The sequence below is a fragment of the Sutcliffiella cohnii genome (genome assembly GCF_002250055.1).
Taxonomy (GTDB): Bacteria; Bacillota; Bacilli; order Bacillales; family Bacillaceae_I; genus Sutcliffiella; species Sutcliffiella cohnii.
Map to the genome: position 1 here is coordinate 39,840 of NZ_CP018866.1, position 14,918 is coordinate 54,757.

10 protein-coding genes are annotated in these 14,918 nt (G+C 38.5%); 7 read left to right on the plus strand and 3 right to left on the minus strand.

The genetic code is table 11. The features are described from left to right. Positions 1-25: 25 nt before the first annotated feature. Together BC6307_RS00180 and BC6307_RS00185 are read left to right on the plus strand one after the other, a co-directional pair. Positions 26-1,048: a DUF3048 domain-containing protein gene (locus BC6307_RS00180; protein ID WP_066417319.1), complete on the plus strand. Its 1,023-nt coding sequence runs from the start codon at positions 26-28 to the stop codon at positions 1,046-1,048. Between the two features lie 15 nt (positions 1,049-1,063). Next, a complete protein-coding gene (locus BC6307_RS00185) occupies positions 1,064-1,369 on the plus strand; it encodes a YerC/YecD family TrpR-related protein (RefSeq protein ID WP_066417246.1) in 306 nt (101 codons plus the stop codon). Positions 1,370-1,472: 103 nt separating this feature from the next. Here BC6307_RS00185 and BC6307_RS24605 read toward each other — a convergent pair whose 3' ends face one another. Continuing rightward, positions 1,473-1,640 (minus strand): hypothetical protein, encoded by a 168-nt coding sequence (locus BC6307_RS24605; protein WP_157076665.1) that lies wholly within the window; start codon positions 1,638-1,640, stop codon positions 1,473-1,475. A 354-nt stretch (positions 1,641-1,994) separates the two neighbouring features. Here BC6307_RS24605 and pcrB point away from each other — a divergent pair, with 354 nt between their 5' ends. The 5 genes from pcrB to pruA all read left to right on the plus strand — a co-directional run bounded on the left by pcrB (position 1,995) and on the right by pruA (position 10,000). Continuing rightward, positions 1,995-2,681 carry a heptaprenylglyceryl phosphate synthase gene (gene pcrB / locus BC6307_RS00190; RefSeq protein ID WP_066417240.1) on the plus strand — a complete coding sequence of 229 codons (687 nt, stop codon included), beginning with the start codon at positions 1,995-1,997 and terminating at the stop codon, positions 2,679-2,681. Positions 2,682-2,747: 66 nt separating this feature from the next. Further along, the gene (pcrA, locus tag BC6307_RS00195; RefSeq protein ID WP_066417239.1) at positions 2,748-5,000 is read left to right on the plus strand and encodes a DNA helicase PcrA; all 2,253 of its coding nucleotides are present in this window, start codon (positions 2,748-2,750) and stop codon (positions 4,998-5,000) included. Positions 5,001-5,018: 18 nt separating this feature from the next. Next, on the plus strand, positions 5,019-7,022 hold the full coding sequence (gene ligA / locus BC6307_RS00200) for an NAD-dependent DNA ligase LigA (RefSeq protein WP_066417238.1): 2,004 nt from the start codon (positions 5,019-5,021) through the stop codon (positions 7,020-7,022). Positions 7,023-7,037: 15 nt separating this feature from the next. Continuing rightward, complete coding sequence (locus BC6307_RS00205; protein ID WP_066417233.1) at positions 7,038-8,207, plus strand: CamS family sex pheromone protein; 1,170 nt, start codon at positions 7,038-7,040, stop codon at positions 8,205-8,207. Between the two features lie 245 nt (positions 8,208-8,452). Beyond that, complete coding sequence (pruA, locus tag BC6307_RS00210; RefSeq protein WP_066417230.1) at positions 8,453-10,000, plus strand: L-glutamate gamma-semialdehyde dehydrogenase; 1,548 nt, start codon at positions 8,453-8,455, stop codon at positions 9,998-10,000. A 1,570-nt stretch (positions 10,001-11,570) separates the two neighbouring features. Here the strand turns inward: pruA and putP (BC6307_RS00215) are convergent. Together putP (BC6307_RS00215) and putP (BC6307_RS00220) are read right to left on the minus strand one after the other, a co-directional pair. After that, positions 11,571-13,058 (minus strand): sodium/proline symporter PutP, encoded by a 1,488-nt coding sequence (gene putP, locus BC6307_RS00215; RefSeq protein WP_066416090.1) that lies wholly within the window; start codon positions 13,056-13,058, stop codon positions 11,571-11,573. Positions 13,059-13,274: 216 nt separating this feature from the next. Further along, a complete protein-coding gene (gene putP, locus BC6307_RS00220; protein ID WP_066416092.1) occupies positions 13,275-14,774 on the minus strand; it encodes a sodium/proline symporter PutP in 1,500 nt (499 codons plus the stop codon). Positions 14,775-14,918 lie beyond the last annotated feature (144 nt).

Below are 14,918 nucleotides of genomic sequence, written 5' to 3' on the forward strand. Positions count from 1 at the left end.
AAAAGGAAAAGGTGTGTTCGTTGTGATAAAAAAATTATGCTTACTAGTTTCGGCTTTTCTATTCATTTTAGTTGGTTGTGAATCGAAGGAAGTAGTTCAAGAAGAACCACCAGTACAAAACATAGAAGAGCCGAAGGAAGAGATAGTGGAGGAATCTGAAACAATCGGAATTCCAGCGCCATTAACTGGAGTTGGATATGAAGAAGTAAAAAATGATCGACCGATTGCGGTTATCATTAATAATGACATTAAAGCAAGGCCACAATCTGGATTGCATAAAGCGGATATTGTATACGAAGTACTTGCCGAAGGGGATATTACTCGTCTAATAGCAATATATCAAAGTGAGATGCCCGAAGTAGTAGGCCCGGTTCGTAGTGCAAGAGATTATTTCATTGATTTAGCCAACGGGTACCAATCATTGTTCGTCTTTCACGGATGGAGTCCAGCTGCTAAAGAAAGAATTGAAGCAGGAGCAATTGATGGCATTAACGGATTATTTTATGATGGTTCATTATTCAAACGTGCTAGTTTCAGAAAAGCGCCTCATAATTCCTATATTACGTATGACAATATTAAAAAAGGTGCCGATCAATTGCATTTTAATATAGAAAAAGAGATTACACCTCTTTCCTTTACTGGAAGTGATAGTGTTACAGGTGAAGAAACAGCACAAGTGAAAATTGACTATTCTTCTAGACAAGCAACACATGTTGAATATATATTTAATACGGAAAAACAACATTACGTTAGGTATAGTGGTGGAGAAAAAACGACCGATTTAGAAACGCTCGAAGACATCGTTGCACACAACATATTTATTGTGGAGGCAAGTCATGCTGTTATTGATGATAAAGGACGAAGAGACATTGACTTATCCTCTGGCGGTAAAGCGGTTTTAGTGCAAGCGGGTGTCCGTAATGAAGTAGAATGGAAAGCGGTAGAAGGTCGTATTATTCCATTTACTAATGATCAACCAATAAGTTTCGTTCCTGGTAAAACGTGGATTAATATTGTCCCGTCGCTAGGTGCTGTTCATTTTGAATAGAAGGAGTAAATGAAAATGCAAATAAATAAATTGCGTGGTAAAGAGTTAGATCAACTATTTGAATCCATTTTGACGTTAAAAGATAAAGAGGAATGCTATCGTTTCTTTGATGATTTATGTACAGTGAACGAAATACAATCGTTAGCACAGCGTATGGAAGTAGCGAGAATGCTCCGAGAAGGGTTTACGTATCATAAAATTGAAACAGAAACAGGTGCAAGTACTGCAACTATTTCTCGTGTAAAACGTTGCTTAAACTATGGCAATGACGCTTACGAAATGGCGTTAGAGAGATTGTATGGAGATAAAGCAGAAAAGTAAATGAAAAAGAGCGTATTATCATAGGATGAATACGCTCTTTTTGTTTATATATACTTACCTGTAGGAGTCGTACCCCCCATCTTACGGACCCAATTCATTCACATTATAGAAAATGGTTCATATCTCTTTGTTGCTTTGTTTTTAAATCGTCAACATCAGTTTCTGCTCTATTATGCATCCCTTTTCGCTTTCGCTTATTGGAATAGTCAACGATTGCACCAAAAACAAGTAGTGCGAGGAAACCTATTAGAAGCCAAGCCCATACTGGCATATCTTAATCCCTCCTATTCACCGTTTTTGCTACGTATCTTTCTTTTACCCCATTCAAAAAAAACGAAACTTGGAATAGCGTTAATCCTTCATTCCTTTATTCCTTCATATTTATATGTATGGTGATAAGAAAGATGTAAACATTGAATTCCTATTTTGAAAATTGATTCAAATTCCTTATAAAAGGCTATGCGCATTCTTCTTTTGTTGAAGCTTATTGAAATCTACTTAATTTAATAGAGAGAAAAACTAATAATTTGAGCAAACTTTTTCCATCGTTCCTTTATATCTTTTTAGTAGCTACTACATTTTGCTATAATGGAAAATGGAATTAAAAATGGAGGAAAAAATAGTTATGTACAATATACGTGAATGGCGACACGTTTTTAAATTAGATCCAAATAAAGAGATAGATGATGAAGCTTTATTGCAAGTTTGTGAATCAGGGACAGATGCTATTATGATCGGCGGTACTGACGGAGTCACGTTAGATAATGTGTTAGCGCTAATGAGCCGGGTTCGTAGATATTCCGTACCGTGTGTGTTAGAAGTATCAAATATAGAATCAGTCACACCTGGCTTTGATTATTATTTTATTCCAACCGTTTTAAATAGTAACAATACAGACTGGGTCGTTGGTCTTCATAAAGAGGCGACGAAAGAATATGGTCACATTATTAATTGGGATGAAATGATTACAGAAGGGTACGTCATTTTAAATAGTGATTGTAAAGCAGCGAAACTAACAGGGGCAAATACAAACTTAAACCTAGAAGATTGTATCGCTTATGCTACGCTTGCAGAAAAGATGTTTAACCTTCCGATATTTTATTTAGAATATAGTGGAACGTATGGAGATGTACAATTGGTCAAAAACGTAAAAGAAGCTCTTGAACATACACAGCTTTTTTACGGCGGAGGCATTGATAGTGAAGAAAAATCTCGCAAAATGGCTGCATATGCAGATACAGTAGTAGTAGGAAATATAATATATCAAAATTTAAAAGAAGCACTAAAAACAGTAAAAGCAATAAAAGGTTGAGGAAAAATGACCTTTTTTATAGTATGATATTAAAAGAGAACAAACGTTTGATAGGGTGGTGGAAGTATGCAATATTTAAGTCAAAAATTGTTAGATGGATTAAATCCGATGCAGCAAGAGGCAGTAAGGAAAACAGACGGGCCTCTTTTAATTATGGCCGGAGCTGGTAGTGGTAAAACGAGAGTGTTGACTCACCGTATTGCGTATTTAATGGCAGAAAAGGAAGTTCCGCCATGGAATATACTCGCGATTACGTTTACAAATAAAGCAGCACGTGAAATGAAAGAGCGTATTTCTAAAATTGTAGGTTCAGTAGCGGATGAAATTTGGATTTCGACATTTCACTCGATGTGTGTAAGAATTTTACGCCGTGACATCGACCGCATAGGAATTAATCGAAACTTTTCTATTTTAGATACTACTGATCAACTTTCTGTCATAAAAAACGTATTAAAAGAATTAAATATTGATACGAAAAAATATGAAGCGCGTTCGATGCTTGGCGCGATTAGTTCAGCGAAAAACGAACTGATGAGTCCTGAGCAATTTGCGAAACAACCGTTAGGGCCGTATGAAGAAATAGTTAGTAAAGTGTACACAGGCTATCAAAAAAGATTAAGAAAAAACCAAGCTTTAGATTTTGATGACCTTATTATGACGACGATTCACTTATTTGAACGTGTACCAGAAGTGCTAGAATTTTATCAACGCAAGTTTCAATACGTTCATGTCGATGAGTACCAAGATACGAACCATGCACAATATAAACTAGTAAAATTAATCGGAGCACGTTTAAAAAATGTTTGTGTTGTAGGTGATTCGGATCAATCTATTTACCGTTGGCGTGGAGCGGATATTACGAACATCTTAAATTTTGAAAAAGATTACCCGAATGCAGAAATGATTTTGTTAGAACAAAACTATCGTTCTACAAAGCGAATTTTACAAGCCGCAAACCATGTTATTTCTAATAACTTTAACAGAAAACCGAAAAACTTATGGACAGAGAATAATGAAGGCCAAAAAATTGTTTACTATAAAGCTGACACAGAAAATGCAGAAGCCCAGTTCGTTGTTGGGAAAATAAAAGAAATTATGCAAAATGATCCTTCTCGCACACTTTCGGATTTTGCCATACTGTATCGTACGAACGCACAATCCCGTGTAATGGAGGAAGTGTTACTTAAATCTAATATTAACTACCAGATTGTCGGTGGCACAAAGTTCTATGACAGAAAAGAAATTAAAGATATTCTTGCCTATCTTCGTCTTATCTCTAATCCAGATGATGATATTAGTTTAACTCGAATCGTAAACGTACCAAAACGTGGAATTGGAGCGACTTCGTTAGAAAAAGTAGCAGCATATGCAACACAGCATGATATTTCTATTTATGAAGCGATACGTGATGTTGATTTAATTGGAGTAAGTGGACGAGCTACAGCATCCCTAAAAGAATTCCGTAATCTTATTGATAATTATACGCAAATGCAAGAATACTTATCAGTAACAGAATTAGTTGAGGAAATACTAACTAAATCAGGTTACCGTGATATGTTAAAGCAAGAAAAAACAATAGAAGCTCAAAGTCGCTTAGAGAACATTGACGAGTTTCTGTCTGTTACGAAAAACTTTGAAGATAAAAATGACGACAAAACATTGATTGCCTTCCTTACCGATTTAGCATTAGTTGCGGATATTGATAAATTAGATGAGGAAACAGGAGAAGAGTTAGAAACAGTCATTCTAATGACACTTCATGCAGCAAAAGGATTAGAGTTCCCAGTTGTCTTTTTAATTGGGTTAGAAGAAGGAGTATTCCCACATAGTCGCTCTCTTTTTGAAGAAGTGGAAATGGAAGAAGAGCGTCGTTTAGCGTACGTTGGAATTACAAGGGCAGAACAAGAACTCTATATGACTAGTGCCCAAATGAGAACGTTATTTGGCCGTACGAACATGAATCCCCCATCGCGATTCATTAAGGAAATTCCAGAAGAATTAGTAGATAATTTAGTAGAAGCGAACAAACAAGCAACAACACCATTTGGAGGCGGAGGTTCACCTCGACCGTTCGGTAGACAAACACCTACCCCAACACCACAGCGCAACGTAACAGCACCTTCGAGAGCATTAACGAGCACTGGTGGAGATCAACTTGGTTGGAATGTTGGCGATAAGGCAGAACATAAAAAATGGGGAATTGGAACAGTCGTTAGTGTGAAAGGTGAAGGAGAAGATAAGGAACTTGATATTGCTTTTCCTAGTCCAGTAGGAATAAAACGACTGTTAGCTAAATTTGCTCCAGTTACGAAAGTTTAGAACGAAAGGGCGTAAAGTATGAACATACAACAAGCAGAAGCGCGAGTAAAAGAGCTTCATAATATATTAAACCAATATAATTATGAATATCATGTAATAGATAAGCCGTCTGTTTCAGATGCTGAATACGATTCCCTCATAACGGAGTTAAAACAGTTAGAACAACAATATCCTGAACTCCAAAGCCCTGACTCTCCTACACAGAGAGTTGGGGGAGCGGTGTTAGACATGTTCTCCAAAGTGGAGCATCGCGTTCCGATGTTATCACTTGGAAATGCGTTTAATGAAGATGATTTACGAAGCTTTGATCGCCGTGTGAAGCAAGCCGTAGGGGAAAACGTCCGTTATGTAGTCGAAATGAAAATTGACGGATTAGCGGTTTCCCTTCGTTATGAAGATGGGGTGTTCGTCCAAGGAGCAACACGTGGAGATGGGACGACAGGTGAAGACATTACTGCTAACTTAAAAACGATTCGCTCGATACCGTTACGCTTAAAAGAAAACGTAACGTTAGAAGTACGTGGTGAAGCGTTCATGCCGAAAAAATCATTTGTAAAACTAAATGAAGACAGGCTGGAAAGAGAAGAAGAACCGTTTGCAAACCCAAGAAATGCAGCAGCAGGGTCCCTTCGCCAGTTAGATCCAAAAATTGCTGCCCAACGTAATTTAGACATTTTTGTTTACAGTCTAGTAAATCCAGAAGAACTCGGTGTTACGTCTCATAGTGAGGCCCTTCAATATTTAGAAAAGCTAGGATTTAAAACAAATAAAGAACGTAAAGTGTGCAATACGATAGAAGAAGTAGTTGAATTTGTTCTAGGATGGCATACAAAACGACCAGAGCTTTCGTATGATATAGATGGCATCGTCATTAAGGTAGATAGTTTGGACCAGCAGGAGGAATTAGGATTTACAGCGAAAAGTCCACGTTGGGCTATCGCGTATAAGTTTCCTGCAGAAGAAGTCTCGACGAAATTAATCGACATTGAGCTTAGCGTAGGAAGAACGGGTGTTATAACCCCTACCGCTATTTTAGAGCCCGTTAAAGTTGCGGGAACAACGGTACAACGTGCATCATTACATAATGAAGACTTAATTAGAGAGAAAGATATTAAGCTCGGTGATTATGTGGTCGTAAAAAAAGCGGGAGATATTATCCCCGAAGTTGTGAATGTATTGACAGACCGGCGGACAGGGGAGGAAGTGGATTTCCAAATGCCAACTCATTGTCCAGAGTGTAACAGTGAGTTAGTGCGAATAGAAGGAGAAGTCGCACTACGATGTATTAATCCGAAATGTCCTGCCCAAATTAGAGAAGGCTTAATACACTTTGTTTCAAGAAATGCGATGAATATTGATGGACTCGGTGAAAAAGTAATTGCCCAGCTTTTTTCTGAAAAATTAATTGAAGATGTGGCCGATCTTTACAAGTTAACGAAAGAACAACTTATAGCATTAGAACGAATGGGCGAGAAGTCAGCGGATAATTTAATAAAAGCGATTGAAGCGTCCAAAAATAATTCGTTAGAACGACTAGTGTTTGGCTTAGGCATCCGTCTTGTTGGTGCAAAGGCAGCGAAGACGATAGCTCAACATTTTCCTCATATAGATTCAATGATGAAAGCATCGAAAGAAGAGTTAGTGGCGATTTATGAAATAGGCGATAAAATGGCTGATTCCGTTGTTACTTATTTTGAGCAGCCAGAAGTACTAGAAGTAATTCAAGAATTAAAAGAACTTGGCGTAAATATGGAATATAAAGGTGCAATGCCAGTAAATGAAGAAGAAGTAGATTCGGTTTTTGCTGGTAAAACAGTCGTTTTAACTGGTAAACTAGAAGCATTATCAAGAAATGATGCAAAAGCAGCAATTGAGCGATTAGGTGGAAAAGTGACAGGAAGTGTAAGTAAAAAGACAGATCTAGTCGTAGCTGGAGAGGAAGCAGGCTCCAAACTAACGAAAGCTCAAGAGCTCGGTATTGAAGTATGGGATGAGGCAAGATTGGTTCAAGAAATACAATAATAAGAGGTGTTGAATGTGAGGAGATACTTACCAGTTCTCCTTGTTGTTTCTCTTCTAACTAGCGGATGTATTCCTAGCTTTGAGAAACAAGAAGAAGTAATTCAAGATCCACAACAAGAAGATACGGAACGAGCAATCGTACCAAGATATAAAATATCGGATGACTTTTATCAGACGATTCTTCCGTTTAAACCAGGGGAAACACGGGGGCAAACAGTGCCACGGTTAAGCAGTAGAATGGACGTTGATGAATTTGAACTAGGGTTAATGAGACTTTCCCAAGGTACATTTCCGTCAGCTCAATATTTATACCAAGAAGGCCAATACATTTCCCGAAGCACGATTAGTAGCTGGTTGCGTCGAGAATTAACTCCTGCTCAGATGGAAGAACAAGGAGATGAAGCAAACTTAGGTTTAAATCCTCCTTGGATCGAGGGAAAGGATACGAAAGCAACAAACGAAAATAGCCCAATCATTTTAGCCCATGTACTAGAGCAAAACTATTTAGTTCGCAAAGATGATGGGAAAGTTGAGCTAGGCGGAATTTCTATCGGGTTAGCGTTAAATTCTGTACATGAATATACGGACGAACACCAAGGAATTCCGTTAGCAAGAACATACGATATTCCCGATGCTGTTCTTGAAGAAGAAGGAAAAAGAATGGCAAATGAAATTGTTAGTAGAATTCGAAATATACAGGGGTTGGAGCAAATCCCAATTGTAGTAGGATTGTACAAACAGAGTGAGCACAATTCAATCGTACCTGGAACGTTTATTACAAAAAGTACAGTAGATCGTGGAAATAGCTCAACAGCGAGATGGGAAGCGATAAATGAGGAATATCATTTGTTCCCTTCAAGCGACGCAATGGAATTTTATCGTGACGATGCAATGAGGTTCCAAAACTTCAAAACAGATGTAGATGAATTCTTTCCGAACCATACAGGAATTGTAGGGTATGGTCACTACATGGACGGGGATATTCAAAAATTTGAAATTAATGTATTTATGGAGTTTTACGGAAAAGCAGAATTGATTGGATTTACACAATATGTAACGGGATTACTATTAGAACATTTCCCACCTCATGTTAATCTAGAACTAACAGTAGAATCAATAAACGGAGCAGAAGCATTAATTGTTAGAGATGCTGGTGCGGAGGAACCGTTTGTTCACATTTACTAAGTAGCGGCATGGCATCATGCTAGCTACTTTTTTTTATAATACGAAAGTGCATATATATAAAGAAGAGAGAAATGATTTTCCTATAAAATTAGTATTTGGCAAAACGCTTACATAATAAAAATTCAGTAAGTCGCAATTTCTATTATTTTTTTACTAGTTTAATAAATAACAACATTTGAAAGCTTTTAATTTATAGGTTAGAATGGAAAAGTGCAAGCGCTTATAATGGATAGGAGGCGAATGTAATGGTATTACCTTACAAACATGAACCATTTACAGATTTCACGCAAGAGGAAAATAAGACAGCCTACTTAGAAGGCTTAAAATTGGTGGAATCTTACTTAGGACAAGATTATGATTTAGTAATTGGCGGAGAGCGTGTTACGACAGAAGATAAAATCGTTTCCGTAAACCCTGCGAATAAAGAAGAAGTAATTGGTCGCGTTTCAAAAGCTAACCAAGAGCTGGCGGAAAAGGCAATGCAAATTGCTGATGAAACATTTAATACTTGGCGCAAAACAAAGCCAGAAATGAGAGCGGATATTTTATTCCGTGCGGCTGCTATCATTCGTCGTCGTAAACATGAATTTTCTGCACTTTTAACAAAAGAAGCAGGTAAGCCGTGGAATGAGGCAGATGCGGATACAGCAGAAGCAATCGATTTCTTAGAATATTACGCTCGTCAAATGTTAAAAATTAAAGACGGCATGCCAGTGGAAAGTCGCCCAGGCGAATATAACCGTTACGGATATATTCCTCTTGGAGTAGGAGTTATTATTTCTCCTTGGAACTTCCCATTCGCAATTATGGCTGGTACAGCAGTAGCAGCTATCGTATCTGGTAATACAGTTCTATTAAAACCAGCATCTACTACGCCAATCGTGGCAGCTAAGTTTGTAGAAGTAATGGAAGAAGCAGGACTTCCTGCAGGAGTATTAAACTTCATACCTGGTAGCGGTGCGGAAGTTGGGGACTACTTAGTAGACCACCCACGTACACGTTTCATTTCGTTCACAGGTTCTCGTGATGTAGGTTTACGTATATACGAGCGTGCTTCCAAAGTAAACCCAGGCCAAATTTGGTTAAAGCGTGTAATCGCAGAAATGGGTGGAAAAGATACAATGGTTGTCGATAAAGAAGGCGACCTAGAACTAGCAGCTCAAGCTATCGTTAAATCTGCATTCGGATTCTCTGGACAAAAATGTTCTGCATGTTCACGTGCAGTAATCGTTGAAGATGTATATGATCAAGTTTTAGCTCGTGCTGTTGAGTTAACGAAAGAATTAAAAGTTGGTAATCCTACAGACCAATCTAACTTTATGGGTCCTGTTATCGACCAAGCAGCATTTGATAAAATTATGAGCTATGTAGAAATCGGTAAAGAAGAAGGACGTTTAATGGCTGGTGGAGAAGGAGACAGCTCGACTGGATTCTTCGTACAACCAACGATCATTGCCGATGTTGATCCGAAAGCTCGTTTAATGCAAGAAGAAATCTTCGGACCAGTTGTAGCATTTGCAAAAGCAAAAGATTTCGATCATGCGCTTGAAATTGCGAACAACACAGAATACGGTTTAACGGGAGCAGTTATCACTAACAACCGTGACCATATTGAAAAGGCACGTGAAGACTTCCACGTTGGTAACCTTTACTTCAACCGTGGCTGTACTGGTGCAATCGTTGGATACCAACCATTCGGTGGCTTCAACATGTCAGGAACAGACTCTAAAGCAGGTGGCCCAGACTACCTACTTCTTCACATGCAAGCTAAAACAACTTCAGAAATGCTATAAGCTTAATACGACACCTCTCTGCTATTTGCAGGGAGGTGTTTTTGTGATGTTTGGGGGTGGAGAGGAGAGGGAGAGCAAGCCCTATCTGTTACGTATCTAGCGGTTTTTGTTCAACATCGCCGAGAATGTGTTCCAGAAGATGATTGGAAAAGTCCGTTTCATCGAATGTGATCGGTATCCGGCGGTTTCTGTTTAATTTGTCGCGGTTTCTGTTCAACATGTTGCGATTTGTGATTAACATCGCCGGGAATGTGTTTCGGAAGATGATTGGAAAAGTCCGTTTCATCGAATGTGATCGGTATCCGGCGGTTTCTGTTTAATTTGTCGCGGTTTCTGTTCAACATGTTGCGATTTGTGATCAACATCGCCGAGAATGTGTTCCAGAGGATGCTTGGAAAAGTCCGTTTCATCGAATGTGATCGGTATCCGGCGGTTTCTGTTTAATTTGTCGCGGTTTCTGTTCAACATGTTGCGATTTGTGATCAACATCGCCGAGAATGTGTTCCAGAGGATGATTGGTAAAGTCCGTTTCATCGAATGTGATCGGTATCCGGCGGTTTCTGTTTAATTTGTCGCGGTTTCTGTTCAACATGTTGCGATTTGTGATTAACATCGCCGAGAATGTGTTCCAGAAGATGATTGGAAAAGTCCGTTTCATCGAATGTGATCGGTATCCGGCGGTTTCTGTTCAACATGTTGCGATTTGTGATCAACATCGCCGAGAATGTGTTCCAGAAGATGCTTGGAAAAGTCTGTTTCATCGAATGTGATCGGTATCCGGCGGTTTCTGTTCAATTTGCCGCGGTTTCTGTTCAACATAGCCCAGAATGTGTTCAAGTAGATGCTTGGAAAAGTCCGTTTCATCGAATGTGTTCCGGAAGATGATTGGAAAAGTCAGTTTCAAAGCACTCCGAAGTTTATGTATATAAACCGCTCCTTTCTGTGGGTTATCTTTTGGATTTATGTGTCCCCAGTAGCTTGTTCAAGACTCCCACCGAAGTTTCTGTGCATTATCCATTCGTTTCTGTGGATTACCGAACAATTTATGTGGGTTAACAATCGTTTTATGTGCGACCAGTAGCTTGTTCAAGACTCCCACCGAAGTTTCTGTGCATTATCCATTCGTTTCTGTGGATTACCGAACAATTTATGTGGGTTAACAATCGTTTTATGTGCGACCAGTAGCTCGTTCAATGCTCCCACCGAAGTTTTTGTGCATTATCCATTCGTTTCTGTGGGTTACCGAACAATTTATGTGGGTTAACAATCGTTTTATGTGCGACCAGTAGCTCGTTCAATGCTCCCACCGAAGTTTCTGTGCATTATCCATTCGTTTCTGTGGGTTACCGAACAATTTCTGTGGGTTAACAATCGTTTTATGTGCGGCCAGTAGCTCGTTCAATGCTCCCTCCGAAGTTTCTGTGCATTACCCGCTCACATATGTGGGTTACCGAACAATTTATGTGGATTACACTCGTTTTATGTGCCGCCTGTAGCTTGTTCAAGGGACGCACAAAATCGTTCATACAACACAAAAAAAGAGTCAGAGCTAGCTCTGACCCGACAATCTTTATTCTAATGATTTTTTCATTTCCTCAAACTGTCCTTGAATTTTTTCGCTAGGAAGTTTAGTGAGTAAGCTAACTACAATAATAGCAATCGTACTTAATAGAAAACCAGGGATAATTTCATACATCCATTTGCTTAAAACTAAACCATTCACTTCAATAGAAGAATTAATCCAGAATAGCACCGTAATTGCCCCGGTTAACATTCCTGCTAATGCTCCCCAACGAGTCATTCGTTTCCAATATAAACTTAATAGAACAACAGGGCCAAATGCTGCACCAAAACCAGCCCATGCATTACCTACTAAATTTAAGATAGTATCATTTGGTGTATAAGATAAAAATATAGCAACGATGGCAACGATTACAACCGATAGGCGACCAGCCATTACTAATTCTTTATCAGACGCAGTACGACGTAAAAACGTTTTGTAAAAATCTTCCGTTAAAGCACTAGAAGTTACTAACAGCTGCGAAGATATAGTACTCATAATCGCGGCTAAAATAGCAGCTAATAAAAATCCACCTACAAAAGGATGAAAGAGTGTTTGTGATAATACAATAAAAATTGTTTCGGAGTTTCCAATTTGCAAGTTATTTTGTGAAACATAGGCAATTCCAACTAAGCCTGTTGCCATTGCACCAATTAACGTAATAATCATCCAGCCGATCCCGATACGGCGTGCTGGCTTTAACTCTTTGATGGATCGGATGGCCATAAAACGGACGATAATATGTGGCTGTCCGAAATATCCAAGCCCCCATGCAAGTAAAGAAATGATACCTAAGACGGTTGTTCCGGTAAATAAGTTCATTAAGTTAGGGTCAATACTTTGGATGGTATCGATCGTTGTTGCTGTTCCTCCAACACTTGTTAGTGCGACAATTGGTACTAGTATTAAAGCGATAAACATAATAGTACCTTGAACGAAGTCTGTTAAACTAACTGCTAGAAATCCCCCGATAAACGTGTAGGCTACAACTACTAGGGCTGTCACAAATAATCCAACACTGTAATCCATCTTAAAAGCCGTTTCAAATAATGTTCCACCAGCAACTAAACCGGATGAAGTATAAAGTGTAAAGAAAATAATGATAACAATTGCTGAAACGATTCTAAGAATTCTCGTTTGATCTCCGAATCGGTTTTCGAAGAAGTCTGGTATTGTAATAGAGTCATTCGCGATATAAGTATAAGAACGAAGACGTGGTGCTACAATTAAATAATTGACATACGCACCGATTGTTAAACCAATTGCAATCCACATGCTAGATATTCCGGATGCATAAAGGGCGCCAGGTAATCCCATGAGCATCCAGCCACTCATGTCAGATGCTCCAGCGGATAAAGCTGTAACACCAGGACCAAGCTTTCTTCCACCAAGCATATAGCCGGCTAAATCATTTGTTGATTTCCGGTAGGCATACACCCCGATAGCAATCATTACAATAAAATAGAGCGCTAACGAAATAATTGTACCTGTTTCCATCCTAATCACTCCAATCTTTTCGTATTTACGATTAATATCGTATACTAATGTATATGTTTATAGTGAGAAAATAAGCTTTCTATATTTATTACATTGTAGTTTGTAACTTCAACGATGGCAATGAGAATTTTTGTATTTTATGAAATATGTAAATTTTTTGAATTCTAGTAAAAAAAAGAGGATCAGAGCTAGCTCTGATCCTCTTGCTTAACTATATTACTTTGTTTCTTCATCTAATGTTTCTTTCATTTCTTCAAAGCCATCCTGCACTTTTTGGCGTGGGAAGTTAGTAATATAACTAACTAGTATAATAGCAATTGTACTTAGAATGAAACCTGGGATAATTTCATACACCCAACCACTTAACGTTTGACCATTAAATTCTACTGGGAAGTAAATCCAGAAAAGAACGGTGATTGCACCAACAAGCATCCCAGCAAGTGCTCCCCAACGGTTCATTCGTTTCCAGAATAAACTTAATAAAATTACTGGACCGAAAGCAGCACCAAATCCTGCCCAAGCGTTACCTACTAAGTTCAGTATCGTATCGTTTGGTGTAAGTGATAAAAGAATTGCTACAACTGCAACGATAAATACCGATAAACGCCCGATAAATACAAGTTCTTTTTCAGAAGCACTACGTTTTATGAATGTTTTATAAAAGTCTTCTGTTAACGCACTTGATGTGACAAGTAGCTGAGAAGAAATAGTACTCATAATTGCTGCTAAAATAGCGGCTAATAAAAACCCACCGATAATAGGATGGAATAAAACTTGTGATAGTACGATGAAAATCGTCTCACTATTTTCAATTTGAATATTGTTTTGAGAAGTATAAGCGATACCTACTAAACCAGTTACTAACGCACCGATAATTGCTACGATCATCCAACCCATTCCGATACGACGCGCAGCTTTTAAATCACTAACTGATTTAATCGCCATAAAGCGGACGATAATGTGTGGTTGACCGAAATAACCAAGCCCCCATGCTAGTAACGAAATAATACCTAAAACAGATGTACCAGCAAATAAGTTCATAAGGTTTGGATCGATACTACGGATTTCCTCGAAGGTTGGTGTTGGGCCCCCTAAACTAGTAAACGCAACAATAGGGACTAACACTAAAGCGACGAACATAATACAACCTTGGACAAAGTCCGTTAAACTAACTGCTAAGAAACCACCAAATAATGTGTAGGAAACAACTACAGCTGCAGTTACAAATAAACCTACTTTATAATCCATATTAAATGCACTTTCAAATAACGTACCACCAGATACTAATCCTGAAGAGGTGTAAAGGGTAAAGAAAATAATAATAACAATACCTGAAACTAGGCGAAGAATTCTAGTGTTATCAAAAAACCTGTTTTCTAAAAAGTCTGGAATTGTAATAGAATCATTAGCTACTTCCGTATAAGTACGTAAGCGAGGTGCAACTAAAATATAGTTTAAATATGCACCAATCGTTAAACCAATTGCAATCCATATTTCTGACATTCCGGATGCATACATCGCACCTGGTAATCCCATTAACATCCAACCACTCATATCTGATGCCCCAGCTGACAATGCTGTTACACCAGGTCCAAGCCTTCGTCCTCCAAGCATGTACCCTGATAAATCATCGGTCGACTTCTTATAAGCGTAAAGTCCGATCGCTAGCATCCCGATAAAATACAATGCTAACGCGATAATCGTTCCCGTTTCCATCAAAATCACTCCTATTTTTCTATTTTTCTAGCATTCTCCCTTTCTGAAAAAAATACAAATGCTTACGGTTACTTAACCTAACAAACTATTCCCAATAATTCAAGGCGATGAAACATATTTGTAACATAGTCAACGGCTTGTAAA